This window comes from Synechococcus sp. MIT2312 (assembly GCF_059772315.1).
In genome coordinates this window covers 102,834-128,679 of sequence record NZ_CM186281.1, presented here as the reverse complement: position 1 = coordinate 128,679, position 25,846 = coordinate 102,834, and the positions used below count along the sequence as shown (strand labels likewise).

The window sequence follows — 25,846 nt, the reverse complement described above, 5'->3', positions numbered from 1 at the left end:
CGCTCATTTGCCAAAGGCCACCGTGCAGGCCGCATTGACCAGCTGAGCCTGGCCGCGGTTTTCAGCGGCATGCCCGTTGAGATATCCGCTGGTGCAGTCGGCACTCATCGGCGCTCCATCAACGTTGAACATCACGATGGATCCATTCACGCGGATGCTGTCGTAATCAAGTTGATAAGCGCTGTTCGGCACAGCAATCGTTCGATTGTTCGAATGAAATGCCGAGCTGATCAACCCACCGATCACGGCAGCACCAGCCAGGGCGCCAAAGCTGTTCCAGTTCCAGCGGTTGTGATAGTGATGCCCATACCACTGGCCGTGATGCCCATACCAAGCACCACCTGCATAGCGGGGGTGGTAGTGGAAATCGGCATGAACAGAGTGATGGTGGGAGCCACCTCCAGAGTGCTGATGGTGTCCGCCACCGTGGTGATGGCCAGCCCAGGCGACAGGTAAAGCCAGTGGCTGGAGAGCGCAGAGAGCACCCACCAACATCTTCATCACTCCGCGAGACAGCATCGGTGCGATTTCAGCAAGCGTTCACCGACTGCTTAGCCACGTAGAAACCAAGCTGCATTCAGCCTGACGCAGGTCGCAACGCGGAACAATGCGTGATTGCACTGATTGCCGAACAGTCCACACAACATCAACACTGGAGTCATCCAATCGGAGGTACCGGATGACGGCAGACACTCCACCTGAGCAGATCTGAGAAGCGATTCGACTGTTCGTCACTGCTCCAACGTTTCTCTCAACCAACATGAGGTGCAATTGACCGGGTCATCAAGGCCGATCCGATCAGCCAAGCCTTACAGGAACCTGGCCCCAGAGGCTCACAGCAGAATTGTTCGCTTCTACTTTCCTTCGCTTCACCCACTGTCCTTCGTAACGAATTCAACCAGGATTCACGTTCAGATTCAGACAGGAAGCCAATGAACAAACGAGCGAGTTAGGCCGTTCCATTCGTCCGGATGGTGCGGTCACCAGACCAGCAAATCGCTGGCGAAAACCCCCGGAATTCAGCACCAACTCTGAATTCCGGGGGTTCATTCATGCCGACTCAAACGAACTGTGCTCTGCTGAATCTGCAGCACTGTTGACAGCCGGTCGGCACAACGCCTGGTTCGGTCAGCGAACGAGACATCGCCTGATCACGACCAGCACCAATCACAACCTGCTCAACATCAGAGGCGTTCATGGCGGTCCAGTCAGCACACCAACCTGTGATCTGCGGGAGAGAACAGGAGCTGCTCACTCTGATGCAGGACTCGACCAGGAACTGGCGATCAACCGAGCACGGAGTTCAGGGGCTGAAATCAGCCTTCGCCTGTGCGTTGCACATGCATCAACCCACGGTGCCAGCAGGTCCAAACGGAGCTCTGATCTCCCACCTTCAGTACATGCTGGAGCACCCCAATGAAGGCGATAACCACAACGCCGAACCATTCGCTGAGTGCTACAGGCGCATGGCGACGCTGATCCCGGAGTTGATCAGAGAGGGCTGCAGCCCGCGGATCATGCTCGATTACTCAGGGAATCTGCTCTGGGGCGTCACACAGATGCAACGGCGGGACATTACCGAAGCACTTCATTACCTGGCCTGTGATGCAGAGATGGAGAGACATGTGGAATGGCTGGGCACGTTCTGGAGCCATGCCGTTGCGCCTTCCACCCCCATTCCAGATCTGGCTCTGCAGATCAGCGCATGGCAACACCAGTTCGCCGACCTATTCGGCGACGCCGCTCTTCAGCGCGTTCGCGGGTTCTCGCTGCCGGAAATGCACCTGCCCAATCACCCGGACACTCTGTTTGCGCTGGTGAACAGCCTGCTCGAAGCCGGTTATCGCTGGCTGCTCGTTCAGGAACACAGCGTGGAACAGCTGGATGGTTCTCCACTCAGTTGCCAACAACGCTTTGTTCCCAACAGGCTGGTGGCTCGTTCCTCCTCAGGCGAGGTGGTCAGCATCACAGCCTTGATCAAGACCCAGGGGTCAGACACCAAACTCGTCGGCCAAATGCAGCCATGTGAGGAAGCGTTTGGGCTCAGTCGCCAACGACTTGGCAACGTTGAGATCCCCTCTCTCGTCAGCCAGATCGCAGACGGAGAGAACGGTGGAGTGATGATGAATGAATTTCCGGAAGCCTTCCGTCAGGCCAATCGCCGCATTCGCGACAGCACACCAGACACAGCCGCACTGAATGGATCGGAATACCTCGAACTGCTCGAGGCAATGGGACTGAAGACAAGCGACCTGCCCAGCATCCAAGCCGTGCACCAGCATCGTTTGTGGCAGAAGGCGGGAAAATCGGGTGGGAAGGAAAGCGTTGCCACAAGCATCGAAGAGCTCAGCTCAGCCAACGACGGTTTTTCCATGGAGGGCGCTTCATGGACCAACAACCTCAGCTGGGTTGAGGGATACGACAACGTGCTCCAACCGATGCAGCGCTTCAGCGCAAGCTTTCATCAGCAGTTCGATCAGCAGCTCTGCGAGCAGCCACGCTTGTCGCAGACCCCTGCCTTCCGGGATGCGCTGATGCATCTGCTTCTGCTGGAAACCAGCTGCTTCAGATATTGGGGGCAGGGCCAGTGGACCGACTATGCCAAGGCCATCCACACAATGGGCACCACGCAGCTCGGGCGGTCCGCAAAACAGTGACCGCGGAATGGATCAACACAAACCGAGAGATCAGGCCAGGTTTTCATTGAGAGCGACTGCACAACCTTCTGAATAAGTATGAATTACCCTCAAAAACAATGACCACAAACTCATCAGACTGAACAACACCCTCATATTCAACGCAAAACGAATCAACAAACTGATCGGCAGTTTCAATTCCGTTTTGCCTTAAAAGAGCGATGAATAAATTGTTCTGATCTTCTCCAAGAATGTAATCAGTCTGGTCAGCAATCTCATCGATCAGCAGCTGTTCCTCTTCAGCCTTTGCCTCATACCAGTCGGCATACCTTTGTCGCTCTTTGAGCGATTCACGCGAGAGACCGCGACTCATCAGCGGACCTTGATCGCTGAGGGGGTGTGAGACACGCTTTGTTCAGGAAGGGGAGAAATCATCAGGGTTTCGCAGTCCTGACGCTCGTCTGAACGGCTGACTGTCTTCACCCGATCAGATGGCAACAACACCGTCACGAATCCGATCCCAGCTCTGCTGCGTCAACAACGACTGGCGCAGTCACCCAATTCAACCGGTGGAGCGGGAGCGGCGGCGCACCACTCGGCGACCATCAGGTGTTTGTTCGACTTCGGGAGCGGAGTCTGCCGACTTGGTCACGTCCTGCCCTTCAGGCTCATTCTCAGGGGGTTCCTGTTCAGCAATCAAGCCAACCACCACAGCCGCCTGCACCTGGTCATGCAGATCGCCGATCACCATCAGGGCTTTGAGCGTGAGCTCAAGCCGAGACTCCCTTGGTAGGCCTGGACGCAGCTTCTTGACTGAGCCCCAAAGCTCAAGCGCCACCTCTCTGAGGAGTTCCTTGTCTGCCATTCGAGCCCGATGCGATCCGTTTAATCGATCGCATCAACCTACCGTTCAGAGTGCAGCGCGCTTCGCTTGAAGCGAGAATTGACGGCAGACCGTTGCCTGCCACTGCCGCTGAACAGCATCTGAACACGCCAGGATGTCTGCATGGCTCTCACACTCGTCTATGACGGCGGCTGCCCGTTCTGCAGGCATTTCGCCCACCGCAGTGAACTGGTGGGTGGTCTTCCCGACCTGGTGATCAGGGATGGCCGCAGTGACCATGCACTCAGAGCAGAACTGCGCAGCCAGGGATTCAATCTCAGCAACGGCGCTGTGCTGATGGACGAAGACCGGATCTGGCATGGCAGTGAAGCCATCGCCAGGCTCTGTCAGCAGCTTTCCCCCAGCGATCCTCTGCTACGCCTGCTGAATGGCCTGTTCAGCAATTCTGGACGAGCCAATCGCCTCTACCCGGGGCTGCTCATGGCCAGACGGATTGCTCTCAATGTCCGTGGACTGCCAGTGGATCCAGATCAGGCTTGAGCGGAGCTTCCCAGCAGATTGCTGGACAGCTGCTCAGCAGGGTCCGGCACGTGATCGTGCTGGTATGCGAACTCTTCCAGTTCAGCGTGCAATTCCAGCAGCATCACAGCCATTGAATGTGCCAGTTCACTGCTGAAGCTGATCTGCATGGAGCGCTCGAATGACCAACCCGGCGGTTCTAAAAGCTTCAACGGAAAAGGCGTGGATGTCGTCAATGTGCCGTTACATAAGGGCCGCCAACGGATCAAGTGGCGGCCCGAACATTCACTTGTGCTCGCGCTGCCAGCGGCTGAAGTTGGCTGCGGAAAACTTGTGCCCATGGCGCATGCCGACCTTGGCCACGCAGGTTGTATCACCAGCGCATTGCTCAACCTCGCGGCGGATGTTGTCGTTGCCGTTGGCCCTGGCGAGAAAAGTCTCCAGCTGTTTCATGGACATGGGGAACCTCAAGAGGGTTTCTCCACCGCTAACCAAACCTGACGGAAACATCCGAATCCATCGGTTTTTCTTCCCCAGCACGCCGGCCAGGGCAGCTGGCCTGACAAGCGGCATCACATCAGCACACCTGGACGCTGATTGCGCTGCTGAGAAGGAGCAGGAGCCTGCGGCAAAGGTCCTTGTTGCGGCAACACCCGGTACTGAACCCTGACCCGCGTACGAGCCGCGCAGTGGGTGATCAGACCCAGCAGAAGCACCAGCAACAGGCCTGTAGCTGCGCGTTGACTCATGTTCAGACCGGCCTCGCAGGCCAACCGGCCGGGCGGACAACCCTCCCCGGCACGAATGACCTGTTCAGGAGCAGAGGCTGAAACAACATCACTTGCGGCCGACAATCACCGGGGGAGTTCCGCCAGCACCGCCTGGCAGACCAGGCACAACCTGGGTCTGGCCATCCCACTTGTCCAGGAAGAGCTTGTAGAGAACCTGATCATCGAGGCTCTTGTTGAGCGTGTCGTAGCGGAGCGCTTCCTGCTCAGCAATCTTGACCTCGGTCTGGGCACGCAGCAGCTGCTGCTCAGCAATCTGTTTCTGCTCAATGGCAGCTCGGTATTCCTCAGCAATCTCCAGACCTGTGAGATCCAGACCCACAACCTTCACGTAATCGAACTGATCCAGTTCTTCGGCAACCGTGGAGGCCACCAGCGATGAAATGTCATTCCACTCGGAAGCGATCGTGACCAGCTCGTACTGCGAAAACACCGATTTGAGCGCTTTCAGAAGCGAAGGCTGGATGATGCGCGGATAAACATCGCGATCACTGCTGGCGATCGTGCTGTAAACCCGGCCGGCTTCATCAGGGCGCAAGGCGTATTTGATGGTGGCCGTGGCCTGGATCACCTGAAGGTCCTTGGTGAGCGTGGCGAAGTTCTCCGGCCTCACCTGGGTCCTGATGCTGAATGGCCACACCTGCTGCACCAGCGGGGCTTTCACATTGAGGCCCGGCTGGCGCGGAGCACCGCTCACCTTGCCAAGGGTGGTGATCACCGCCACCTCACCGGCTGGAACAACGAACAGCGCCTGACCCAGGAGCAGCAGACCGGCCAGAACAAGGGCAACGATCGCCACCAGACCGCCTTCGGGACCTCCTGGGGTGACCGATCGCATCGACGAAGGGCTCTGCATGAAGTGAATGCGTCAGACGCTGAAGTTCGCTCTCTTCTAGCGACGAGCGGCGCTCTCTGCTCGCGGGAGCGATTGAGCCCTGATAACGTCCGCCCATCCTGTCTGGGTCCCATGCTGAGAAGCCTGTTCTCACTGTTGTTTGCAGCCCTCCTGCTGATGGCGCAACCGGCTTGGGCAGCAGACCTGAAGCTCTCCTCCGTGAGCCTCGCTCCCTGCGACGCTGCCGACCCTGGCTCCCAGCCAGGCAAAAGCAACGGGCAGCGCAGCAACATCACCAGCCCGGAGGGTGCGAGCTGTTATGTGCTGAGCGGAAACGTCAGCAACCCCGGCCGCAACACCGTTGTGGATACCGATGTGTATGCCCGGATTCTGGATCGCAGTGGCGAACCGGTGCTCCCGAACCGCACACGCGTGGGATCGATCGGCGATGTACTGCCGGGAGATCATCCTTTTGCACTGCGACTGGCAGTACCCACTGGAACGCCAGGACCGTTTGAGGTGAAAAACCCACGTGCACGCGGCTTCAGCGCTCCGGTGCGCAGCCGGGCCGGCGACGACGAGGAGTTGCTGCCGCTCGAGCAGGGCGTGGTGCAACCTGGACTGGAGGACGAGATCAGCTGATGCTCCAGATGCTTCGAGCCGGAGCGGTGATCATGCTGATGCTGATTGGCATGGTGCTGATCAGCTATCACCCTCGTGCACGACAGTCGGGGAAAGGGATGCACTCACTGCAGGAGAACCGGATGATGCCCAGAAACACCATGAGGCGTCTGCGGCAGGACAGGCTTTAGGACGTCCGGCTGGAACCATTCCGGATGCAGGGAGTCAAGGCCGGTGCTTGTTCGGGCTTGAAGCCACTCCAGCAGTCCCAGAGTCGAAGCCAGGCGTTGAGGCTGGATTGCCAATCATGAATTCACCAACGGAACATTCCTGCCGACCTGAAAGGCCTGAAGCCTGCTCGAACAATTCGCTGCTGCCGAAACTCAGCCCGCAAGGCGCGAGTCCAAGCGCCGTTGCCACCAGATAAAGCTGCTGATAAATCGCCCCCGCATCCTTAAGGATCAGCGCGTAAGACAAATCGGTTTGCTGATGAAGACTTGCAGTTCTGCCATAGCGGGCAGCCATCACAACAAGCACATCCGGTCGCTGGCCCTGCCCCGGCGAGACAGAAGCCACCTGAGGTGCACGACAGGTGGAGGCAGCAGCAAGGTCCAGCATCTGCAGACAAGGCTCGCCGAGATCACTCAGTTTTCCCAGAGAGTGATTGGAGGAGTTGTAGTGATGGAACCCTGGCTGAAGACCGATACATCGGTTGATGCATAAATAGAGCTCAATGGAATGCAGAGCTCCTGCACTGGCAACAGGTCTCAACAAGCCGGAATACGCTCGCGAAAGACCTGGGTCGCAGATGATTTCCTCCCGGATGTGCATGGAGTACCAGAGGAAATCACTCAACACTCCAGCAGTCACGGGCTGTTCGTGATAGGCGCGAACTGTTTTACGCTCGCAAACAACTTGAAAAAAACTCAGGTTGTGATGAATGCGGGTCGGCTCAGGAAGGGTTGCAGTGGAGAGAACGATTCTTTGATGCTTCGCAGGCAACCGCTGCTTGTTGATTGGCTTCGGGAGTGATTGATTACGACACACATCAATGAACTGTTCACGCGTATGACAATGAAAGGCGAGATCTTCAGGCGTCCAGCCCGCATCGACGGCTTCCTTGTCGATATCAACCACACCCTCGCCATCGCAAACGCCCGCGACACCAGAGCTCAACAACAAAGAAACAATATCCTCATGGTGCTCACGCAGATCATCAGGAAGAGCTGCCTGGAAGGTCTTCTGATCACACGCCGAAACGAGCTGTACGAGGATCGGGAACACTCGTTGATCCTTCAGCAAAACCGTTGCCGATGCCAGAGGTGTTCTGATCAGCAGCCCATCAAACAGGGGCTGAACATGAACAAACTTAGACAACCTGATGCGATAGTCACCAACAGGAACAGTCTTTCGGTGGAGCGACGACTTCACAGGATTCAGACAGATCGCTGCGCCCTTTGATCCGCTGATTTCAATAAAAATCAATCCCTTCGCGTAAAAATTCTCAAGCTCGCCGAACAGCTCTTGATGACCCGCGACGGCGAACAATCCATCACTATTGCTTAAAACTTGTGCTCGATTCACGCCGCTTCCAGAGAGATCTTGCAGAAGAATCTTCAACAAATCACTTGGATGTTCAATCCGCAGGCTTTGCTGGATCGAGTTCAGCCTCGTGGCATAGGGAGTGGTGATGACAACGGCGTTCTCACCCGAATCAACGTGAACGCCTTCGCGGAATCGGTAGCTCAGCATCGCCATGACACTAGCCCCAGGCGCCAAGGTCACAAACCCTGCATTCAGAAGCTCACATCAGTTCATCCAGGGAAATCGCAATCGAACTCAGCCAGACAGGCCACTTGATGGATCAGCCAAATTCGCAGGGCCAAACCACCCAAAGCTCAGCTCATCAACGAACCATGATCAAGATTGCAACCGCTCTCTGGAGAAAGACTCTGCTCAGACACAGTGTCATTCAAGAGCAACAATAAAGAACTGGGGCAAACCGTTAGGCGAGGTATTTCCAGAATTTTTTGTTCACAGCAATTCGAGCCCAAAAATATAACGACAAAAGAAGTGCTCCTAAAAACCCGAGTCCCATTCCCCACATCAAAGTGTCTTCAGCACCAAGAAAGTCAATACAATGGAAGCAAGCACCCGTCATAAAGAATGCAAAGCCAAAAGCCCGAAAATTCTTCGGCATTTCAGTTGTGACCTGAGTGGAGCTGTTCATTTCCGGTTAAAGCCTCTGTTCAAAAAGGTGAACCATCCGCCGGCCACAAGAAGCATTGCCGGCAGACCCGCGATGAAAACGCTGAAATCCGATTCTGCTGCATTAACAATCCAGAAAATTCCCCAGAACCAGGTCAGGAGAAAAATCAGATTGAGCAGCAGCTTCGAGGAGAATTGAGCAATGAGCACTTCTCCAACCCGACGCTGAAAAGTTGTAGCTTGCGTGTTAGCCATAATCATCACTCCTGACTAGATTTTGATACTCACGCGTGCTAGCGCTGTATCAATTGCTTCGGGCAGCAAGGTCTCCCCGACCAGGCGTGGGAATCAATTGATGCAACAGCTGTTGTTTCGGCAGGGCTCTGACGACCTTGCCTGCTGACTTGAAGCGAAAGTGCATTCCGACTCTTCATCCAGAAGGCACTAAGACTCAACAGGCAAGACAAGTTCGAACGTCTTTTCACAAGCGAGCAACGCATTGGATGAGCGGGATTGACTGAGCGGGATTGGCTGAGCGGGATTGGCTGACGAGCAATCGGTGTTTTCCGAAAACCGCCTCCGTTCAGCAACGGATCAGCTCTGGAGATCAGACAGCAACGAAAGCTGGCCATCATCCGTGTCTGAAACCACTTCCCAACCACTGGGATCCCATGGACCGAGCAACGGCTCAAGCGCTCTCAACTGCTGGCCATCCAAGGCTGTCATCCAGGCCTCTTCCAATCCATGCGGAATCAGCACCGGCATCCGGTGATGCAGTGGCTTGACGAGCTGATTCGGACTCGTGGTGAGGACCGTGCAGGTATCAACCTCACTGCCATCACTCCCCAACCAACGCTCCCAGAGGCCAGCAAGCCAGAAAGGTTGGCGATCAATGCGTCTGATCGCGCGACCTTTTTCGAAAAAACAACTGGCAGGGATCAGACAGCGTCGATGTCGCCAGGAGCCTCGAAAGCTTGGCTTGTCTGCGACCGTTTCCGAACGGGCATTGAAAGGCCTGGGGCCCTGAGCGGGATCCTTCAGCCAACCGGGGATCAAACCCCAGAGCATCAGCGATGCTTCTGGACCCGACTGATCAGAGCGATAGGCCAGCAGGGGCTCACCAGGAACAATCAAATCGCGTGGTGCATAGCGAGTCCGATGTTCCTGATCCATGCTGCTGAGCAGCACAGTCGGCAGCTGGCTCAGGGGCGTGGCGAGGGCGTAACGACCGCACATTTCAGCTTGGCCTGATCAGGATTCCTGACGAAAGATACGTTCCAGATCGCGTCGGAACTGCTGGGTGGAAAGTGGCTGCTCTCCGCGACGGCGATTGTTGCGAATCACCAGTGAGCCAATCCACCAGACCTGCAGACCTGCAAAGACCGAGCCGACCACGAGCAGACTGAATGTTGGAGCATCAAGCTGGAAAGGCATCACCGAAGCGACAAATCGAGCAAAATGAAGATCCTCGCCATTGATCGATGAAGGAGATCAGCATTGTTGAGCTGGTTGCTCGCAACTTCGCCCGTTTCGCTGCAGTCTCCGGCGTCATTGCACTTGTGATCTGGCTCAGCTGGGTGTTGCTCGATTTTGAGCACATGAACAGCGGCTTCACCCTGCCTCAGTCTGTGTACTGAAGCAGGGCGTAAAACCGATTCAGCTGACGCCGTCAGCAACAACGTCTGCTTTCACGTCGTTAGCGGACTCGGTGTCTGCTGAGAAAGCTGCTTCGAGCCGATCAGCTTCTGAACGCGTGTCGGGAGAGAAGCGGCGCGCAATCAGTTCATCAACAGAGAGTCGACCGGGTCCCACAGCCAGAATGGCAATCGCAGCCCCGAAGTAAAGACCAAGAAGTTCCAGCAGGTAAATGTTGAAGCCGGCGGTACTGACTGCGTGGTAGATCGCCACAGTCATTGTTCCGAGGATGGCCAGAGCACCGAAACGGGTGAGCAGGCCTGTAATCAGCAACCAGCTGCCGCCAACTTCCGAGAAAGCCGCGATGTAGGACAGCGTGATGGGGAATGGAAGTCCGAGGGGGCGCACAAACGCGTCCGCGAAATTATCGATATTGGCGAGCTTCTCGTAACCGTGATGAATCAGGAGCACTCCGGTGAAGACTCGGAGGATGAGGAGACCAGCGTCCGCGAGGAATGGTCGAGTAAGGATTGCCCTGATCACAGAAATAAAAGATAGTTTACGAAACGTAAGGGACCAGCCCCCCGACTCGTGTGACCAAAGAACAAATCAGGCGAAAAATAAGTAGATATGCTCACTCAGGCCCAGGTCGCAGCGCGGGGCCACGTCGTGCAAAATGAAGGAACGTTACGAGTGCTTGACATGACCAGCGAAGCTCTCATCACTTTGTTTCTTGGCTTCGGAGCTGCAACTCTCAGCCTCCTGTTTTGGAAACTGAGCCGTGCTCAGTCAACAAACCGTTTGTAAAGCCAGCGAACAAAACCACCAACCACTGGAACGGGCTCAAAGGTTGGGCCCACGAAGTCGAAGTAATCCCTGTGGTCCTCCACCTTGCCTGCGGCGTTGAAGCGCAGCCGACTCGTGCCCGGGTAGACAAACTCAACCCCCTTGATCTTGAGTCCCAGCTCCCATTCCACAAATGCGGTGTCGCCCTCTATGGCGATGGCAGCAGGAGTGAGATAGACGTCATCGCAACGCCGCATCAAGCCATCCTGGGCTTCCACATAAGCCTTGATGCCTTGGCGCTCCTGAGTCGGGTCCTTGAAGCACACGTTCTCGTCATAGAGCTCTCGCCACTGCTCCTCAGTGGGAGCAGCCATGCCGTAAGGCTTGGTGAACAGTTCACGCAGACGATCAACGTTCACAGCAGAGACCAACAGGGAAAATCACACTATTCAGATTTCTGCGGTGATTGCATAAGCTTCTGTGCCGCACAAGCGCCTCGTCCCATGCCCGATCAGCGATATCAATACGAACCCATCGAAGCCTTCGGAGAAAGTCTCACCACCAATCGTCCCTGGAACACTTCGGCTCTGGAGGTCGTTGAGCGAATTAACGGACGCACCGCAATGGTGGGATTTGCAGCCGCGATCGTCGGAGAATGGTTCACCGGCCATGGTCCCGCCGGGCAGGTGATGGCCCTGATCCGCTGGTACCTCAGCTGAGTTTCAAACAACCGCCAACTCATCGTCCGTCCGTCAGTTCATGGAGGGCGGAATAGTCGCCAACATCCAGCTCCGTGCCATCAGCACGTTCCAGCAAACTCGCGAGCCCATCAAGAGCGGAAGCATTCACTCCCGCCAATCGCGCCTCCCGCAAAAAGAGCCTTAGATCCTTTCGCAGCAGGCTCGTGCTGAAGTTTGGATCGCCGTAGTGGTGAGACATCATCCGCTCGAGCTTCTTGTCGACGGTGGGTGCGTAAAGAGCAGATGGACGCAGAACCTCCATGAAGCGGTCAACCTCCAGACCGGAGGCCTGAACCAAACGCAGCGCCAGTGAATATCCATGGGTGAGGCTGGCGATCAGCTGATTGAGAGCCAGCTTCGAGGCAGCACCCGTTCCCACAGCACCCATCAAACGTGGCTCTGATGCCAGCTCGCGCAGCAGGGGCAACTGAGCTTCAAACACGTCCTTCTCGCCACCGGCCATCACCAACAAACTGCCCTTCAACGCTTCAGGACGACTGCCAAGCACCGGAGCTTCCAGATAGGAGCCTCCCTGAAGTCGCACCTGCTCAGCGAGAGCGATGCTCTCACTGATCCCCATGGTGCCCATCGGCATGATGCATCTCCCAGCCAAGGGTCCGAGGCTGCCGATGATCTCAGCGGTGACAGGACCATCTCGCAGCACTGTGATCACAACCGATGAGGACTCCAGTCCCTCGCCGGGACGATTCAGCTGCTGAGCACCTGCCTCAACGAGTGCAGTACAGCGAGAGGGATTGCGATTCCACACGTTCACACTGCGCCCCACTTCAAGCAGCCGTTGCCCGATCGCAGCGCCCAGCAGGCCAGTTCCCAGCAAAGCAATGGTGGTCATCAAGCAGCCTGAAATCTCTTCCACCTTGCAACAGGCGACGGTCAAGCTCGATCGATGCGTGCATCTCGATCAGCCTGCGCCGGTCAGGCTCTCAGTCAGAACTCGAAGACATCAGTGGTCACTGAGGCCGGATCTAGCAACCAATAGGAGGATGTCTGGTCTCAAGTGATGGCGAGAAAAATCCAGCTCCCACTCTCCAAGCGCCCCAGTTCAATCACTGCAGCCTGGGCAACATTGACCTTCGCCTACGTCGCAGCCTGGGCTCTTTGGGGATTAGCCAACGCTTACCCCAGTCTTTAACCCGGAAAGAAGGTCGTCTTACGGCTGGAATGACGGCCTTGGAGTGTTAGCTCTCGATGACGAATACGGCCTCCATCATTCACATCCTGCAGGGATCGAATGAATCAACATTGCTCATTAAAAAATAAAACCTTTAAGTTGCTTTAGACCCTTCATCTTGTTTCGAGGATGACACGATAGGACTGACGAACAAGTCATCGAGATAACGCTCTGTCACTGCCCTTTCGCTACAGCCGTTCTGGTAGAGGAATCGCGCCAAAGCTGAACTCATCACCTGATATTGATCCCAGTTGGGGTTGGCACCGATGAACCCCTTCATGGCAATAAAAAGGACTTCAGGTATTTCAGATTCCAGACTCACAAACGGCGTCTGTTCGTCAGTGGCGACAGCCAGAGCGGGATTGATGCAGCTTTCCAATTGGTTGCGATCCATTCAGTCTCCGGACGTCCGGCTTTCCGCCACCACAAAGCCATGGATCCAAAAGGACGTCAAAGCTCTCGCGGAATTGCCAGCAATCCCTGATCTCAAATGAGACTCTTGTCGTGGCAATGGCTTCCGTTTTGGCAATGCGGTTCAACAGTTCCCTTTCAAGCGAGCGACCTTTTCTGTCAAGCGGCGAATGGCACTTGGGGCAAAAACCACAGATTTTCTCTTTTAACCCGCTGTTTCGAAGATTTCCTGTGGAAAAGCTCATGGGATTAGTGGAAAATCGCCAATTTTTTCCACAAGACAGCCCGCCATCAGCAAGGCTTATCCCTCGAAGTCTCACAGGACCCGCCAAGAGCAAAGACATTTGAGAAACAAACCGGGGCAAGGTTGCTTGGAGAGATGAGTAGCGCTTGCTACTTATTTTTTCTCCATGGTCGATGCGGATCAATCGTGACCAGCATCGACGTTCTGATCACTCAGAAGCGCAGCTGAATCCCTACGCCTGCAGGTGCCCCATCAACGGATCCAGTGAGATAGCCATAAGCAGGCCTCACACGTGGATCACGATTCAGCTCTCGGTGATAGGCCCGACGTGCATGCCTGTAAGCACGCATGTGATGACGGATGTCACGGCGCAACTGCCTCAGGCAACGAAGCGGCTTGTCTCCGAGCTCCGATCCGGCACAGCAATAAAAAAGACCCCACTGCTAGTGCAGCCGGGCCAGGGTGATGGGGATCCACATCTTGGGGTGACTCATCAAGCTCGTCAACGCCACATATGGTGCATCGCTGCTGAAATTGATGACCAGGTATGCCCGAACACCTATTTCGCTTGTTTGATCCCTACTCTCCCGAAGAGGGCCGGGTGATGGAGATGAACCGTGCCACGATTCGAGCCACTGCCAAGGCGGTGGCTTTTTGATGGCACAAGATCTCTCACACGTTCTGGCTTTGACGCCAGTTGCTGAGCCAATCCCCCAGCTGCGTCTCACCCCGCGCCAGGATGAATGGACGGTAGAGCTCGCCGACGCTTGAACAAAGTGTTAGGCCGCCCTTCCGGATGGAAAGACGGCCTAAGTCGCTCGTTTATGCACTATTCAACCCATCACTTGTTGGCAAAGGAAGGGTTCGAAGCTTCTGGCTGGAGGCGCCCTGGGGCCATTGGCTCTAGGTGTCGGGTTGTTGTCTCCTGGGGCACCTGGGGCGGTGCAAGCGGAGCGTCGATTGGCGTGACGTATCTGATGTGTACCTAACCAAACGACCAACCCAGGTCATTGTTGAGACTGTTGGAGCAGGGGCCAGAAGTCAGTCTGCTTCTGAGATCTGCTCAGGTGGAGTGTCGACCAAGGCTGGTTCCTCCGATCTCGATAGTCATACTTTCGTCAGTGAACACACATGTGGCAACCAGCCATCGTGCTCATTGCCTTCATCGGCAAAAAATCCAATAGTGAAGACGGCGTGCCCAAACCTCAGACGAAGGGCAGGAGTGATGGCACTTCGATGCGCTGAGATCAGATCAGTTGCACTGTTGTCGGTGCTTGCCCTGGCGCAACCTGTTGCGGCCCTGGACACCGTCATCATCCGCAGCTGCTACGACGGCGACACATGCCGAACCACTGACGATGAAAAGATCAGGCTTGCCTGCATCGACACGCCTGAATTGAAAGGGAAGCAGTCTCAGCCGGAGCGGGCCAGAGCTGCCCGTGATCAGCTTCGGGCCATGGTCGTCGGAAAGTCCATCAGGCTTCGCCGGATCACCACCGACCGCTACGGCCGGACCGTCGGGGAGCTGTTTGTCGACGGGATGAACATCCAGCAGGCCATGGTCGCCAGCCGCCATGCGGAGATTGATTGGACATACGCAAGCCAGTGCCCCTGGACGCGCTGAATATCTGAAGAGGGGTAACCAGGGCAGAGAAGTCCACCCTTCCGGTTGATCAGAAATGGCGCATGGAGTGATGAAACACCGAACCCCGAGGCTGACAACATTGATGAGCGACTTGCTTTGAATCGCAGCAAAGGGTGGAGATGAATAAGCTCAGCAAGGCGCAGGTAGCATTTGACGCTTCCACGAAGCTAGATCAGGGCCAATAACATAACTTTTCACTTCAAATCTGCACAATGTCGTCACTCAGCCCTGAAAGCATTTTGAGTTACTCAGAAACACTATATTATTACGATGATTATGAAGAAGAAATTGAAGAATCTGATAACAACGTTGTAGAGCCTGATTCCAGTGATTCAAGCAACTCGCCGGTCAACAATGTGGTGGCATCGATTGAAAATTCTTTGATCAACGGTCGTAGATATTACAACAATGGAGCTGATTTACTGAATTTATCAACAAGCTTCAACATTGGCTTGCTTGCCGGCAATGATGTTCTCGAAGTTACTGGAGGTTCTAATAACTTTGCCAATGGCAATAACGGCGAAGACTACATCGTCTTGCGTGGTGGACAAGGTCGATACCTTGGCGGTGCTGACAACGACAGGCTTGAAGTATTTGCTGCTGAAGCCGGCAGCTGGGTGAATGGAAATCGTGGAATGGACGTTGTGACTGGAAGCGTTGATGGCGTCACATACCGCGGAGGATCTGAGAATGACACTCTGAAAGTCAGTGCTGGCACTGTTTGGGGCGACAAAGGTGCAGATATCTTCCAAGCTGTTGCTGGCGCTGGTGTTGCCGTTGTCCAGGACTACACAGCAGGAGAAGACTTTGTTCAAAGCCTCTCTGGAGGCAGCTTCACGCTCACTGATCAAGGCTTGTCCTACGGCGTAGGCACGGACCAAATGCTGTTACTCCTGAATATCAGTGATGCTTCTCAAGTCAGTGTGATCTGAAGACAGCATGCTGACGGGAAGCCTGAAGCCATGAATGCGAGGCCGAGAGCTCCACGAGACCCAAAAAGGAAAAGCAGAGGGCGTTAAATGGTAACTACCGGTCTCCCGATCAAACAACCTCACACCAATCATGCCCCGCAAAGTGCGGGGTTTTTTGTGAAGCGGGATATTCGCCCGATGCTGATCAGCTTTGCGGCCAGTTACCCATATAAGGCAACGCAAACAATGCTGCTGATACCGTAAACAGTGAAAAGCCAGCCAAAAGGCTGTAGGTGAATGTAGACATTGTGATCGAACCAAGGTCTATTTTTGTTTTAAACAGGCTCACCATTTCTGGCGGTAGATAATCACTTCCATCCATGTGCCTCTTGCGCTGTTTCTTGCGAGCAGTCTTGCCAGAACAAAGTCTCATTTTTCTCAGAACTCCAGTGTCATCGGAAGCTGTTCAGACACCCAACCCAACGCTGCCGCCTTGGTCCCACCTGACATCAGCATTGCTTTGACGGGCCCAACCCAACAAAGCCCGGCAGCATGCGCGGACTGACGCGAGCCCAATTCTCCCCAGATCGCTTGCTGTCACTTGTTCAGAAAAGGCCGTGGGTCCTGATCGAAACGATGCTCGAACGGCAGTGCATCCGGATGGTGATCACCATCCAGTGCAGCAGTGGACTCAAGACACTGCCTCAACAATCTGGCGCTCTCCAGCGGCATGTCCCGAGGCACGGAGATCCGGTCACGCAGATAACGCAATCCTGAGGCCGAACCGGTCTCAGGTGTCACAGGCTTGTCGAGAACCATTGCTGTGAGTGCAGCCCTCAGCGGTTGGTCAAAGCGATCACCAAGAGGGTTTCTGGCCAGAAGAATGCTGCGATGCCTCAGCACCCTCTCCAGAGCACGCGCCTTTGAAGACACCTTCTCGCTGGACGAGCTCCAGCGACGTTCAAGCTCATTGAGTCCTGCTCCGCTGTCAACCGCCAGAGCCATGCGTTGCTGAGCCTTGCTGCCATCAGCCCAGCAGCCTCCCATCTGCGGCGGCAGGTCATGGGCATGGGTGTGCACATCGCTCTGGGTGCCTCGATAGGTCTCCAGTTGCTCAAGTGCCGTGAGCCAGCGATCGATTGCGGGATGCTCCTGGCGCAACGCAAAGCCCTTGAAGTAAGCGAGTGAGGCATTCATCCGCTCCACATAAGGAATGAACACCAGGTCTGCAGTGCCAGGGATCGACCCATCAGGAGCATCGGGATCCAACCAGCGGCCGCCGCCGCTGGCGAGTGCCTGCTCCATTTGCTGTGCGACACGCTGGAACTGATCACGGGCCTGACGTTCTTGTCGCTCACCCAGACCGGGGGTGCACAACCAGATACACCAGGCCCTGAACAGCAGGCGTTCAAGATCCCGAAGCCGACGCACTCTGCGGTCAGCCATCGGAGCGCCAACGGGCCCGAAGCTTCGCTCCAGAGCCTCCAAAATCCGATCACTTTCAGTGATCAGACGCCCATCAAGCTCCAGAGCCGGAAGCATCCCCGATGGAACGAGCGCAGTGAACCAGGGTTCCTTGGGGCCGTAGCAGCGCATGGTCACCTTGCGAATCCGATACGGAATCCGGCGAAACTCAAGCCAGAGCCACACTTTCTGGCAGTACGGGCACCAGGCATGGTGATCGCGGTACAACGTGACCCGAATCGAGTTCTCGGGCTGACCAAACAGGCGCAAGGTGGCCTGGGCATTGGCAGGTCCTTCGATGCGCTCGGCAGCGGGCGGCGCCAAAGCATCAAGTGCAGACCAGCTGAGTGCCTGCTCAGACACTGCGGGATCAGCCATAGGTGCCGGGACGAACAATCGATCTCATGCTGGCGTGCCAACAATCAAAGGGTGATCAGATTCAGCTGATATGAAGGCTGAAATTGCTGTGTGAGCAAAATCACAGCCTGACTTGATGTCGATCAACACATCAATTTGATGCCTGATTGATGGTGAAGGTGCCAGAGACCAAGCTCCACCTCACACCCCTTCCATGTTCAACACCAACCAGTTTTTCCTGAACAGATTTCAATCCAAGTTTCAGGGCCAACGAAGACTTCGCTTCACAACAAACCGACTCAGCAAAGCGGAGCGCCTAGACAGCTTTCGGGGTCAACACTTCAACCAGGAAACCAACAGGTTTCAAGCACAACAAACCGATCTCAAAGCACGGTCTAACGATGAAGCACGCCTGGAAGGCGATACAACAAAGTGGTCAAAAGATGGGCTCAGCCAAGCGAAAGAAGGTAAAGCATGGTCAAGATCACTCAGAAGCCTTGCACTTGACAGAGGGACAGTCGAGATCAAAGGCACCAATAATGATGACTTTATCAAGTCAGACAAGGCGTCTAAGTCCTTACGTCAAGGCTTTGAAAAAGCAGACAGCCAAGAGCATCAAGATACTTTCAAAAGCCATGTCTTCATGCGCAGCAATACCAATGGAACAGAAACCGAAATAGAGGCCAAGATCGCCACTGGCATGGGCGGAGGAATCATTGGCCATCAATTTGACTGGAGAAATGACTCGACCAATACGATTACACAAAGTGCCTTTAGTCGAGCGAACCCTCAGGCAAAACAGTTCAACTGGCACAACAACTTTGATCAAAATCTGAACCTCGGGGGATTATTCGGACCTCAGCGTATCTTCGATGCATCAGGTGACGCATCCAAAAAGGAAGTCTTTGAAGATGGTGCGTTGGAAATCAGCTACAACAGTCGTTATCTCAGCAACCTCAAGAACAATCACGCCCCTGAATACAATTTCCTGGGAATGGAGTTCAGCCTACCCGGTTGGGTATCGGCAACAGTGTCTGCCACCAAGTCATCCACTGGCGAAGTTATCGATCTTGGCAGCACCACTCTCAACCTTGATAACAACAGCTTCTACGTGAACCTCAAGGATCAACTGGAAGCATCTGACAACTTATTTGACCGACGCAGCACATGGAATATTGACGTCGATATTGACGCAACCTACACCAACGGTCTCAACCTCAATCTTGAAGACTTCAATGAAACCATCACCATGATTGATGCTCTCGATTTTGGGAGTAGATACCAAGGCGACGTCACCGCAGATACATTTACCTATCAAAACTACACCAGCAGATTCTTAGGAGATTCCTTCGACTCGGGCAGAATTTATCGCGGCCGTGGCGGTACGGATACTCTTGTTCTGGATGGCATCAACAAAAACGACATCCTTGAATTCAACGGCAGTTCTGTCAACCAATTGGGTGAATCAGCAGCAGGCGGAGCAGCACTGGGCGAACAAGCCTTCTATGGCGGCACTGTCTTTGACGTTCTCAATCTCAATAATGGAGACGAGCTGTATCTGCAGGGCATTGAAACAATCTCCTGCGAAGACGGCGACATCCGGGTTCGCGCCAATATGAGTGATTCCACGAAAGAACAGTGGAATCTTCAAGCCATGGATGTCTCTGGCGCCTGGCGCTTCAACCGAGGCTCCAGTGATGTTGTCTTGGTTTCTTTAGACAATGGAATTGGCGATATTGCCGGCAATGCATCAGACATTCACGATGAAATCAGCCACGTCAATAATAAAACCACTAAAAACAACAGAAACCTAAGACACCATGGACACCAGGCCATGAGTGTGATGTCAGCCAAGCACGACAGCCAGAACTTGGCTGGAATTGCCCCGGGCAGTGAACTGTGGGCCTACAACGTCTACGACTCTGGAACACAGCTTTATGACGCAATTGAAGGAGCAAAAGCTGACCGGGAAAGCGATCAACGTCTGGTTTTTCAAGGCGGGATCCAGGGCAATTGGTGGACAAACGGATCTACCCAAGCAGAAATGCAAACTGCTATTGACGAGACAGAAGACTATGGATTCTTCGCAATGGCCGCTGGCAATTTTGGCAACAAAACAAGCGTCTCAGGGATTGCTCAAGCCGAAACGACGAATGGCAACGTCGCAAGCATTGGCGCTTTAAAGCACAGCGGAGCCATTAATGATGTCGATGGAATCACGAACTACGACAATCATGAGCTTGCTGATTATTCCAATGCCGGAGCCAATTTAACCCTGGTTGCCCCAACAGATAGTCCTTCCATTAATGGTGATGGTGACATTACCGACTTTGGCGGCACGTCTTGTGCAAACCCAAATGTGGCTGGTGTTGCTGCTCTGGTTTGGTCTGAGAACACTTCCCTCTCTGGCAGCGAAGTGCGCGATCTTTTGACCCATAGTGCAATGGATCTTGGAGCTTTTGGTCGCGACAATACCTTTGGCCATGGCTTGGTGAATGCAGAAGCCGCTGTTCGCCGTTCCCATGCTCTTGATGAGAACTATGAATTGGCAAGCTTCTACACCAATGACCAGTTCCTGGCCTGATTGATCCACAAGCGATCACACACAGCAGCAAGGATCATCCCAATGGGATGATCCTTGCTTTGCATGCATCAGATTGGAATGCATCAGAACTCTGAGTCACATGGGTTCTTCATGACATTCTCGGGGCATGACAACAACCTCACCGCCGCACGATTGAACCGTGGACATCGAACACAGCCATCTACTGAATCTCGAAAAGCAGGCTCGACGCACCGGTTCAGGACTGACCGCCGGCGCCATCGAGGGGTGCTGGCAGCTCAAGACCGTGTGGCCCAAGGGACAAACAGAAGCCAACGCCTTCAATGGCTGGCTGCTGCGCAGCATCGGTGCCTGCCTCGACATCAGCAGCGGATCCACCGACGGGCTTCAATTGCGCAACGCCGTCAACCTGTCAGGCCTCACCCTCCAGTTCACAGGCCCAGGAGAACTGAATGGCCGCCAACCACTGCTGAAGTTCCGTTTTGAGCAGGTAGAAGTGCTGCTCGGCCGCTTCACGCTGTTGAAAAAGAAGTTGCCGGCACCGGAAGGAGGTCGGGAGCCGTTTTTTGCCCTGATCAGCCGCAGCCCAGAGGGGTGGATGGCCGCACGGGGCAGAGGCGGCGGACTGGCGTTTTGGACGCTCAGGGGTTGAGACGTTGCTCGCACCATCCATCTCGGAGCTCCCAGCTGCGGCGAAGATGGGGATGGGGCTTGAGGTCGAGCTGCTCGACCCGTTCCAGAGCAACACGCATGATCAGCAGATGTGAAGAAATCGGCTCGTCATCAGCCACCTGCTGGGGCCACGGCCCTTGCGCATCAAAGGGGTCACCAGGAGACGGCCAGGCCCAGACCATGCGACCGGACGGCGACAGGAGTTGCCAGTGATCGAGCAAGGCCTCCGGTTCCTGCTCAGCGGTGACGAGAAGCGCCCTGCCCCGAAGTCGAAACTGCTCTTTGGCCTTGCGAAACAACCAGCACAGCTCGACCATCGGCTGCCTGAGCAGCTGAGAGGACTTTTCACTGCGCGCATCGGTCAGCAGCTCCAAGTCCCCACGAGAGCTCCAACCCCTGAACACCAGGGTTCTCACACGTGGTGTGCCGTCTTCTGCAGTCGTCGCCAACTGCAGCCAGGTGGCACCGGAAGATCGCCCCTCCCGTTGACGAGCACCGCGTAGAAGAGATCGCCAAGGGGGAAGATTCATCGTCGCTTCGTGATCACTCGACATCATTCAGCCAGGGATCGAGAAACGCGAGCGGCCGCTGCATGGTTGCCGAAAATCCAAGAATGCCACGATCGCGGTAGACGTAGAGGAGGGAGTCGTCGCGATCCAGCAGAAATGTGCCGCCACGCTGGGTGATGAAGCGATCATCAGGAACATAAGTGCTCCAGTTGCGGAGCACCTCGTTCATGTTGCGCAACCGCACGGTGGCCAGTTCAAAGGGGCGCTGAAACCCATCACCTCCGGCACGTCGGAACAGAGCGGCAGGGATCGGAGGCAGCACGCCGGTGGACACCGTTTCATCAGCATCAAAGCGTTGGGCCGCTGAACGGTCACCGGTGTAACCACGCAACACCTCGGCAAGGGTTCCTGGAGAACCGATGCCGGCACACATCAGCAACAGCGAAGGCCAGGGACCTCCCGGTGCCTGCAGACCGGGGGACAAGTCAAGAGCCTGGTGCAACTTGGAATCAGGCTCGACCTCAAGCAACTCCCGAGGCAACCCCGTAAACGAGCAGAAGCGCTCTGCCCCGGCCTGATCGCCAATCGCAATGGCCAGCGGGCGGATCCCTGCTTGTTCGAGCCTGGGCAGCACAGGCACCAGCGCCTGGGCATATTCCATCGAATCAAAGTCACCAAGCTGGGTCAGCAGCAGAACCAGACGTTTCAAACCCTGATCATGGCCTCGGCTCTCGCCAATCCGTTCCAGCAGTGCTTGTGGTGCGTTCATGACTGGGTTAACGACAGTGCCGACTTGGGGTCTGACCTGAACGACAGCATGGACTGTTTCGGCCACAAACGGTGATCGATGACGCCAAGGCTCTGACGAATGAAGCTTGCCGACGCGCCGTGGTCAGTGCAGCGTGGGGTCAGCACAGACAAATCTGACCATGGGACGGGTCCAGAGGTTGGCAGCTCAAAGGCAGGTCACGCCTTACGAGCTGTCGCGCAACATTCTTCAGGAAGCCGGCTACGGGATCACCCGTCGCGAGGCGAAGACTCCAGCTGGGCATCGCGGCTATGACGTGACCTTCCCCTGCACGATTGATGGACAGCCACATCAGAAAATGATGCGAAGAACATGGCTGATCGAAATGGCTGAATTGGTGCTGGAAGGATTCAAGCCAGAGGAGATTGCCACCAACTATTTCAAACGGGAATTCGACTCCTAGCGTGATGTTGAGTGAGAACCCACTCAAGAAATATTCCTGCTGGGCCAGCAAAAGGAAGAGTCACTCAATCATTCATTGACAGGTGATATGAACGGTCACAATCTGATGCAAAACTCCTCTCCCTTCTGTTCCAAAGCGAGAAAAAAGCGGTGAGAGGCATCATCACTCATCGAGGAAAACCTCTCAAAGCGAAGTCCCATTGCAGAGCCTCACTCCCAGAGCGCGCTTTTCTGCGAACGACATTTTCTCCACCTTGCTTTCACGAATCACCTCATCAACACAGTGATTGAAATACCGGGCTTGATTGGCCAATGGAGAGATCTGAATGGCTCCATAGATCACGGAAAAGACCAAAAGGACTGGGTAAAGGTGTGCATTGATCAGTTCACGCGCCTGAGACATTGATGCAGCCATCACTGACTGCGCAGTAGCAACGAAAAGACCATCGCGTCAAGCGAGAACGCGATCTTCCAGAGCCTGAACACTGAAATCAAACAACAAGGGAAGCCGCCGCATCGGCCCAACAACAATGATCAGTTCTCCACAAAAAAGGCATCAACGCGCAGAACAGCACCATCAGGCCACATCACCAACACACCGACCGCCGATCCACGCCCAAGCGGATCATCAAAGCGGAAGGGCTTCTTCCAATGCAGCAATGTGAGCAAACAGGAAAGCCTGGCTCAGGTCTCTTGTCTCTGGACGCAAAACTGGGTTTGATGGCGATGTGTCACCCGGGAGCCCCCGCCGTGATCGGTCAAACGAGGATTTACTGCCGTCAGGGAAAGGACTTCCTCCTTGTTGAGGTTCCATCCCAGGAAGCCCCGCTGGAGATCCAAGAACTCACGGATCAAGGCTGGGAGATTGAGGCTGAAATCCCTGTATGAGCAGCTGAAATCGGAAGCAAAGGCTGGCTGCAGAGCCGCAGGGATCACCCAGGCCGGCCTGAATCGTCGTCGTCAAATTTCTGTACAGCCGAATCAATCAGTCCCTGGGTGTCCGTGTTCAGGGAAGCCACAACAAAAAACACCAATGACAACACCCCTGCAGCCGCGATCACCACAACACTGAGATTGCTCATTTCAAGATTGCCGTAGCGGAAAGCCAGATAAATCATCGGTGTCGCAGCAGCTCGAGCCTGATGGACCGCAGTCCACTCCCAGAACCATCAATGTACGCACAGGCCGAAACGCGACAACACCAACAGCGGCAGCGGGCGAGGGGCAACCAAGGCCTGCGTTGACACATCTGTACTACAGCACTAGAACAGATGTATCAGCAGAGGATCCATGGCTCCGAGCTCCCCCTATGCACCGTTCAAGGCTGAGGAGTGGATGCGTGCGTCCCTGATCACCCCGCGGAAACGATGCCAAACCATGGTTGGATCCAGGATCCCAGCACCCAGGACACGAAACGGTTCCATGCCGACGAAAAAAGCTGGAACCGCGACCCGAGGGTGTTCGTGGATTCAGGGCGACCTTTTCCAGACCAGGCACCACTGTTGACCACACGCGTGCACCTCAGCCAGGACACAGCTGAACGCCTCTGGGGGGAACTCCTGCGTGTCGGCTGGATTCCATGCAGGCCCCAGTGGGCCACTGATGCTGAATTCTGAGCGGTCAACACTCGCCAGACGCAGCATCTGTCGTCAGCCGAACTGGTAATGCTTGCGAACGGGTTGATGAACCTGCCAGGTGCACGAAAGACCTGCCGGAAATTCAACGAGATCGCCAGCACCGAATCGAACCGGTTCACCGTCTTCCGGCGTCACCGTGACATCGCCCTCAAGCAGCAGACAGGTTTCCCGCTGGTCGTAATGCCAGGGGAAAGAGCTGATTTCACAGGCCCAGACCGGCCAGTCGCGAACACCCAGGGCCAGGATCACACTCTCCGGGCATTTGGAGGTCACACAGATCATCGCGGGGTTGGTCGCGGCATCAGAAAACCATGATTACGCGGCGCCGGCCCCACGCATCGAGCCTTGGCCCTTACCCCCTTTGATTGGCCGGCGATGATCACGGTTGTGATCAAGTCTCTGCAAGAGCAGCCCATGATCGAATCCGGCGACTATGGCTATCCACCAAGCACACGCAGACAGGACTACCTGCTTGTTTTGCTGCAGCTGCTCTGGCGCATGCGCTTCGACTTGCTGCTGCTGCTGTTGATCACCGTTCTCGTGCAGAACGACTGGATCCCCCGCAGCTGGACCGCCAACGAAAGCGTGGTGCGGATCATGGGCATCGCGGCATCGATTTTTCTCGGCTTCCGCAACACCCAGGCGATCGGGCGCTGGTGGGAAGCGCGCAAACTCTGGGGAACCGTTGTGAACGTGAGCCGAAACTGGGCAGACACACTGCGGGCCCATCTCGACAGCAGCAGGCCGCCCGGACGTCAGGAACGCAAGTTGCTGCGTCTGCAGGTTGCCATTGTCTGGCAACTGAACTTTCAGCTGCGCAACTTCTGGCAGCGAGACCTACGGGAGCTGCAGGATCAATTGCTCCAGGATCTGAAGCTGCCCAGCACCACCAACCTTCGCCAGCTGGGACAGCTACGCGGCGTGTGGATTGGAGATCTCCATCGCCAAGGCCTAACCGATGGATTTGGACGTCTGCAGCTGATGCAGGTGGGCAACGCCTGCACCGATGCCATTGGCGGCTTGGAACGAATCCGAAACACACCTCTTCCGGCCTCTTACGAAGTTTTCGTCAGACTTCTGAACTGGTTGTTCGTGCTGTTGCTGCTGCTGTACTTCCACGACCTGGGTCCCGATTCACACAGTCGTTTTGGAGGCGTGGTGATCGTGGTGCTGTTCCTGATGGCCGAACGAATCGGTGCCTATGTGGAAGGTCCGTTTGATGCAGATTGCAGCAGCTTTTCCCTACCGCTGAACAGCATCTGCCTCACAATCAGTCACGACCTGCTCGATCACGCGACCGAGCACGTGCAACACCTGAAATCGGATGATCCCGTGCGCTGGACCTGATCAGAACAGGGCCATCATGAACAACACAGTTAGCTGTCTCCGAGGTATTGATTCCTGAATTCCCAGGCCACA

Annotated in this window: 40 protein-coding genes; 15 read left to right on the top strand and 25 right to left on the bottom strand. The window is 55.3% G+C overall.

Annotation, left to right across the window (positions count from 1 at the left end; all coding sequences use genetic code 11):
* Positions 1-3: 3 nt before the first annotated feature.
* Entirely contained in the window at positions 4-519 is a 516-nt protein-coding gene (locus tag AC6EI9_RS00835) for a hypothetical protein (RefSeq protein ID WP_498468599.1), read from the bottom strand.
* 677 nt (positions 520-1,196) lie between these two features.
* Here AC6EI9_RS00835 and AC6EI9_RS00830 point away from each other — a divergent pair.
* Positions 1,197-2,657, top strand: a complete 1,461-nt coding sequence (locus AC6EI9_RS00830; RefSeq protein ID WP_498468597.1) for a polysaccharide deacetylase family protein — start codon at positions 1,197-1,199, stop codon at positions 2,655-2,657.
* A 43-nt stretch (positions 2,658-2,700) separates the two neighbouring features.
* Here AC6EI9_RS00830 and AC6EI9_RS00825 read toward each other — a convergent pair whose 3' ends face one another.
* Together AC6EI9_RS00825 and AC6EI9_RS00820 are read right to left on the bottom strand one after the other, a co-directional pair.
* Entirely contained in the window at positions 2,701-3,009 is a 309-nt protein-coding gene (locus AC6EI9_RS00825; protein WP_498468596.1) for a hypothetical protein, read from the bottom strand.
* A gap of 189 nt (positions 3,010-3,198) precedes the next feature.
* The gene (locus AC6EI9_RS00820; RefSeq protein ID WP_498468595.1) at positions 3,199-3,501 is read right to left on the bottom strand and encodes a TIGR03894 family protein; all 303 of its coding nucleotides are present in this window, start codon (positions 3,499-3,501) and stop codon (positions 3,199-3,201) included.
* Positions 3,502-3,642: 141 nt separating this feature from the next.
* Here AC6EI9_RS00820 and AC6EI9_RS00815 point away from each other — a divergent pair, with 141 nt between their 5' ends.
* A complete protein-coding gene (locus tag AC6EI9_RS00815) occupies positions 3,643-4,020 on the top strand; it encodes a DCC1-like thiol-disulfide oxidoreductase family protein (protein ID WP_498468594.1) in 378 nt (125 codons plus the stop codon).
* On the opposite strand, the gene AC6EI9_RS00810 is transcribed toward AC6EI9_RS00815, so the two are convergent.
* The 4 genes from AC6EI9_RS00810 to AC6EI9_RS00795 all read right to left on the bottom strand — a co-directional run bounded on the left by AC6EI9_RS00810 (position 4,011) and on the right by AC6EI9_RS00795 (position 5,643).
* Positions 4,011-4,169, bottom strand: a complete 159-nt coding sequence (locus AC6EI9_RS00810; RefSeq protein ID WP_498468593.1) for a hypothetical protein — start codon at positions 4,167-4,169, stop codon at positions 4,011-4,013. The two genes, AC6EI9_RS00815 and AC6EI9_RS00810, sit on opposite strands and share 10 nt — an antisense overlap.
* 115 nt (positions 4,170-4,284) lie before the next feature.
* Positions 4,285-4,458: a Nif11 family protein gene (locus tag AC6EI9_RS00805; protein ID WP_074160695.1), complete on the bottom strand. Its 174-nt coding sequence runs from the start codon at positions 4,456-4,458 to the stop codon at positions 4,285-4,287.
* 113 nt (positions 4,459-4,571) lie between these two features.
* Positions 4,572-4,853 (bottom strand): hypothetical protein, encoded by a 282-nt coding sequence (locus tag AC6EI9_RS00800; RefSeq protein ID WP_498468592.1) that lies wholly within the window; start codon positions 4,851-4,853, stop codon positions 4,572-4,574.
* Complete coding sequence (locus tag AC6EI9_RS00795) at positions 4,837-5,643, bottom strand: prohibitin family protein (RefSeq protein WP_369818414.1); 807 nt, start codon at positions 5,641-5,643, stop codon at positions 4,837-4,839. Before AC6EI9_RS00795 ends, AC6EI9_RS00800 begins: the two co-directional genes overlap by 17 nt.
* Positions 5,644-5,754: 111 nt before the next feature.
* On the opposite strand from AC6EI9_RS00795, the gene AC6EI9_RS00790 reads away from it, so the two are divergent.
* Together AC6EI9_RS00790 and AC6EI9_RS00785 are read left to right on the top strand one after the other, a co-directional pair.
* Positions 5,755-6,264 (top strand): hypothetical protein, encoded by a 510-nt coding sequence (locus AC6EI9_RS00790; protein WP_498468591.1) that lies wholly within the window; start codon positions 5,755-5,757, stop codon positions 6,262-6,264.
* Complete coding sequence (locus tag AC6EI9_RS00785; RefSeq protein WP_498468590.1) at positions 6,264-6,434, top strand: hypothetical protein; 171 nt, start codon at positions 6,264-6,266, stop codon at positions 6,432-6,434. The genes AC6EI9_RS00790 and AC6EI9_RS00785 overlap by 1 nt, the downstream gene beginning before the upstream one ends.
* 34 nt (positions 6,435-6,468) lie before the next feature.
* Here AC6EI9_RS00785 and AC6EI9_RS00780 read toward each other — a convergent pair whose 3' ends face one another.
* The 5 genes from AC6EI9_RS00780 to AC6EI9_RS00760 form a co-directional block, all read right to left on the bottom strand.
* Positions 6,469-8,001 carry a SagB family peptide dehydrogenase gene (locus AC6EI9_RS00780; protein ID WP_498468589.1) on the bottom strand — a complete coding sequence of 511 codons (1,533 nt, stop codon included), beginning with the start codon at positions 7,999-8,001 and terminating at the stop codon, positions 6,469-6,471.
* Between the two features lie 247 nt (positions 8,002-8,248).
* A complete protein-coding gene (locus AC6EI9_RS00775) occupies positions 8,249-8,473 on the bottom strand; it encodes a hypothetical protein (RefSeq protein WP_498468588.1) in 225 nt (74 codons plus the stop codon).
* Positions 8,470-8,706 carry a hypothetical protein gene (locus tag AC6EI9_RS00770; RefSeq protein WP_115126805.1) on the bottom strand — a complete coding sequence of 79 codons (237 nt, stop codon included), beginning with the start codon at positions 8,704-8,706 and terminating at the stop codon, positions 8,470-8,472. The genes AC6EI9_RS00775 and AC6EI9_RS00770 overlap by 4 nt, the downstream gene beginning before the upstream one ends.
* 339 nt (positions 8,707-9,045) lie before the next feature.
* Positions 9,046-9,687 (bottom strand): SOS response-associated peptidase, encoded by a 642-nt coding sequence (locus tag AC6EI9_RS00765; protein WP_498468587.1) that lies wholly within the window; start codon positions 9,685-9,687, stop codon positions 9,046-9,048.
* 15 nt (positions 9,688-9,702) lie between these two features.
* Positions 9,703-9,885 (bottom strand): DUF8681 family protein, encoded by a 183-nt coding sequence (locus tag AC6EI9_RS00760; RefSeq protein ID WP_498468586.1) that lies wholly within the window; start codon positions 9,883-9,885, stop codon positions 9,703-9,705.
* 47 nt (positions 9,886-9,932) lie between these two features.
* Here AC6EI9_RS00760 and AC6EI9_RS00755 point away from each other — a divergent pair, with 47 nt between their 5' ends.
* Positions 9,933-10,088, top strand: coding sequence for a hypothetical protein (locus tag AC6EI9_RS00755; RefSeq protein ID WP_498468585.1), 156 nt, complete (start codon positions 9,933-9,935; stop codon positions 10,086-10,088).
* A 19-nt stretch (positions 10,089-10,107) separates the two neighbouring features.
* On the opposite strand, the gene AC6EI9_RS00750 is transcribed toward AC6EI9_RS00755, so the two are convergent.
* Together AC6EI9_RS00750 and AC6EI9_RS00745 are read right to left on the bottom strand one after the other, a co-directional pair.
* Positions 10,108-10,629: a DoxX family protein gene (locus AC6EI9_RS00750; RefSeq protein ID WP_498468584.1), complete on the bottom strand. Its 522-nt coding sequence runs from the start codon at positions 10,627-10,629 to the stop codon at positions 10,108-10,110.
* A gap of 242 nt (positions 10,630-10,871) precedes the next feature.
* Positions 10,872-11,246 carry a nuclear transport factor 2 family protein gene (locus AC6EI9_RS00745; RefSeq protein WP_498470113.1) on the bottom strand — a complete coding sequence of 125 codons (375 nt, stop codon included), beginning with the start codon at positions 11,244-11,246 and terminating at the stop codon, positions 10,872-10,874.
* A 129-nt stretch (positions 11,247-11,375) separates the two neighbouring features.
* Between AC6EI9_RS00745 and AC6EI9_RS00740 the strand changes: the two genes are divergently transcribed.
* Positions 11,376-11,591, top strand: a complete 216-nt coding sequence (locus AC6EI9_RS00740; protein WP_498468583.1) for a high light inducible protein — start codon at positions 11,376-11,378, stop codon at positions 11,589-11,591.
* A gap of 19 nt (positions 11,592-11,610) precedes the next feature.
* Here the strand turns inward: AC6EI9_RS00740 and AC6EI9_RS00735 are convergent, their stop codons facing one another.
* Complete coding sequence (locus AC6EI9_RS00735) at positions 11,611-12,465, bottom strand: NAD(P)-dependent oxidoreductase (RefSeq protein ID WP_498468582.1); 855 nt, start codon at positions 12,463-12,465, stop codon at positions 11,611-11,613.
* A gap of 168 nt (positions 12,466-12,633) precedes the next feature.
* Between AC6EI9_RS00735 and AC6EI9_RS00730 the strand changes: the two genes are divergently transcribed.
* A complete protein-coding gene (locus AC6EI9_RS00730) occupies positions 12,634-12,765 on the top strand; it encodes a hypothetical protein (RefSeq protein WP_498468581.1) in 132 nt (43 codons plus the stop codon).
* Between the two features lie 133 nt (positions 12,766-12,898).
* Here AC6EI9_RS00730 and AC6EI9_RS00725 read toward each other — a convergent pair whose 3' ends face one another.
* Together AC6EI9_RS00725 and AC6EI9_RS00720 are read right to left on the bottom strand one after the other, a co-directional pair.
* Entirely contained in the window at positions 12,899-13,198 is a 300-nt protein-coding gene (locus AC6EI9_RS00725; protein WP_498468580.1) for a DUF2811 domain-containing protein, read from the bottom strand.
* Between the two features lie 473 nt (positions 13,199-13,671).
* Entirely contained in the window at positions 13,672-13,809 is a 138-nt protein-coding gene (locus AC6EI9_RS00720) for a hypothetical protein (protein WP_498468579.1), read from the bottom strand.
* 920 nt (positions 13,810-14,729) lie between these two features.
* Between AC6EI9_RS00720 and AC6EI9_RS00715 the strand changes: the two genes are divergently transcribed.
* Entirely contained in the window at positions 14,730-15,083 is a 354-nt protein-coding gene (locus tag AC6EI9_RS00715; RefSeq protein WP_498470112.1) for a thermonuclease family protein, read from the top strand.
* A gap of 233 nt (positions 15,084-15,316) precedes the next feature.
* Positions 15,317-16,036 (top strand): hypothetical protein, encoded by a 720-nt coding sequence (locus AC6EI9_RS00710; RefSeq protein ID WP_498468578.1) that lies wholly within the window; start codon positions 15,317-15,319, stop codon positions 16,034-16,036.
* 184 nt (positions 16,037-16,220) lie between these two features.
* Here the strand turns inward: AC6EI9_RS00710 and AC6EI9_RS00705 are convergent, their stop codons facing one another.
* Both AC6EI9_RS00705 and AC6EI9_RS00700 read right to left on the bottom strand, forming a co-directional pair.
* Entirely contained in the window at positions 16,221-16,397 is a 177-nt protein-coding gene (locus tag AC6EI9_RS00705; RefSeq protein WP_498468576.1) for a hypothetical protein, read from the bottom strand.
* Positions 16,398-16,612: 215 nt separating this feature from the next.
* Entirely contained in the window at positions 16,613-17,857 is a 1,245-nt protein-coding gene (locus tag AC6EI9_RS00700; protein WP_498468575.1) for a glutathione S-transferase family protein, read from the bottom strand.
* 193 nt (positions 17,858-18,050) lie between these two features.
* Here AC6EI9_RS00700 and AC6EI9_RS00695 point away from each other — a divergent pair, with 193 nt between their 5' ends.
* Entirely contained in the window at positions 18,051-20,420 is a 2,370-nt protein-coding gene (locus tag AC6EI9_RS00695) for a S8 family serine peptidase (protein WP_498468574.1), read from the top strand.
* A gap of 160 nt (positions 20,421-20,580) precedes the next feature.
* Positions 20,581-21,051, top strand: coding sequence for a hypothetical protein (locus tag AC6EI9_RS00690; RefSeq protein WP_498468573.1), 471 nt, complete (start codon positions 20,581-20,583; stop codon positions 21,049-21,051).
* On the opposite strand, the gene AC6EI9_RS00685 is transcribed toward AC6EI9_RS00690, so the two are convergent.
* Together AC6EI9_RS00685 and AC6EI9_RS00680 are read right to left on the bottom strand one after the other, a co-directional pair.
* Positions 21,041-21,601 (bottom strand): pyridoxamine 5'-phosphate oxidase family protein, encoded by a 561-nt coding sequence (locus AC6EI9_RS00685; RefSeq protein ID WP_498468572.1) that lies wholly within the window; start codon positions 21,599-21,601, stop codon positions 21,041-21,043. The genes AC6EI9_RS00690 and AC6EI9_RS00685 overlap by 11 nt on opposite strands.
* 13 nt (positions 21,602-21,614) lie before the next feature.
* The gene (locus AC6EI9_RS00680) at positions 21,615-22,349 is read right to left on the bottom strand and encodes a peroxiredoxin-like family protein (RefSeq protein WP_498468571.1); all 735 of its coding nucleotides are present in this window, start codon (positions 22,347-22,349) and stop codon (positions 21,615-21,617) included.
* A gap of 160 nt (positions 22,350-22,509) precedes the next feature.
* Here AC6EI9_RS00680 and AC6EI9_RS00675 point away from each other — a divergent pair, with 160 nt between their 5' ends.
* Positions 22,510-22,791 carry a hypothetical protein gene (locus AC6EI9_RS00675; protein WP_498468569.1) on the top strand — a complete coding sequence of 94 codons (282 nt, stop codon included), beginning with the start codon at positions 22,510-22,512 and terminating at the stop codon, positions 22,789-22,791.
* Positions 22,792-22,974: 183 nt separating this feature from the next.
* Here AC6EI9_RS00675 and AC6EI9_RS00670 read toward each other — a convergent pair whose 3' ends face one another.
* Together AC6EI9_RS00670 and AC6EI9_RS00665 are read right to left on the bottom strand one after the other, a co-directional pair.
* Positions 22,975-23,193, bottom strand: coding sequence for a hypothetical protein (locus tag AC6EI9_RS00670; RefSeq protein ID WP_498468568.1), 219 nt, complete (start codon positions 23,191-23,193; stop codon positions 22,975-22,977).
* A 131-nt stretch (positions 23,194-23,324) separates the two neighbouring features.
* Complete coding sequence (locus AC6EI9_RS00665) at positions 23,325-23,459, bottom strand: hypothetical protein (protein WP_498468567.1); 135 nt, start codon at positions 23,457-23,459, stop codon at positions 23,325-23,327.
* A 51-nt stretch (positions 23,460-23,510) separates the two neighbouring features.
* Here AC6EI9_RS00665 and AC6EI9_RS00660 point away from each other — a divergent pair, with 51 nt between their 5' ends.
* The gene (locus AC6EI9_RS00660) at positions 23,511-23,678 is read left to right on the top strand and encodes a hypothetical protein (RefSeq protein ID WP_498468566.1); all 168 of its coding nucleotides are present in this window, start codon (positions 23,511-23,513) and stop codon (positions 23,676-23,678) included.
* 44 nt (positions 23,679-23,722) lie between these two features.
* Here the strand turns inward: AC6EI9_RS00660 and AC6EI9_RS00655 are convergent, their stop codons facing one another.
* Complete coding sequence (locus AC6EI9_RS00655; RefSeq protein ID WP_498468565.1) at positions 23,723-23,908, bottom strand: hypothetical protein; 186 nt, start codon at positions 23,906-23,908, stop codon at positions 23,723-23,725.
* A 249-nt stretch (positions 23,909-24,157) separates the two neighbouring features.
* Here AC6EI9_RS00655 and AC6EI9_RS00650 point away from each other — a divergent pair, with 249 nt between their 5' ends.
* Positions 24,158-24,406, top strand: a complete 249-nt coding sequence (locus AC6EI9_RS00650) for a DUF1651 domain-containing protein (RefSeq protein ID WP_498468564.1) — start codon at positions 24,158-24,160, stop codon at positions 24,404-24,406.
* A gap of 33 nt (positions 24,407-24,439) precedes the next feature.
* Here the strand turns inward: AC6EI9_RS00650 and AC6EI9_RS00645 are convergent, their stop codons facing one another.
* On the bottom strand, positions 24,440-24,709 hold the full coding sequence (locus AC6EI9_RS00645; protein WP_498468563.1) for a cupin domain-containing protein: 270 nt from the start codon (positions 24,707-24,709) through the stop codon (positions 24,440-24,442).
* A gap of 63 nt (positions 24,710-24,772) precedes the next feature.
* Between AC6EI9_RS00645 and AC6EI9_RS00640 the strand changes: the two genes are divergently transcribed.
* The gene (locus AC6EI9_RS00640) at positions 24,773-25,774 is read left to right on the top strand and encodes a bestrophin family protein (protein ID WP_498468562.1); all 1,002 of its coding nucleotides are present in this window, start codon (positions 24,773-24,775) and stop codon (positions 25,772-25,774) included.
* The last annotated feature ends 72 nt before the right edge of the window (positions 25,775-25,846 follow it).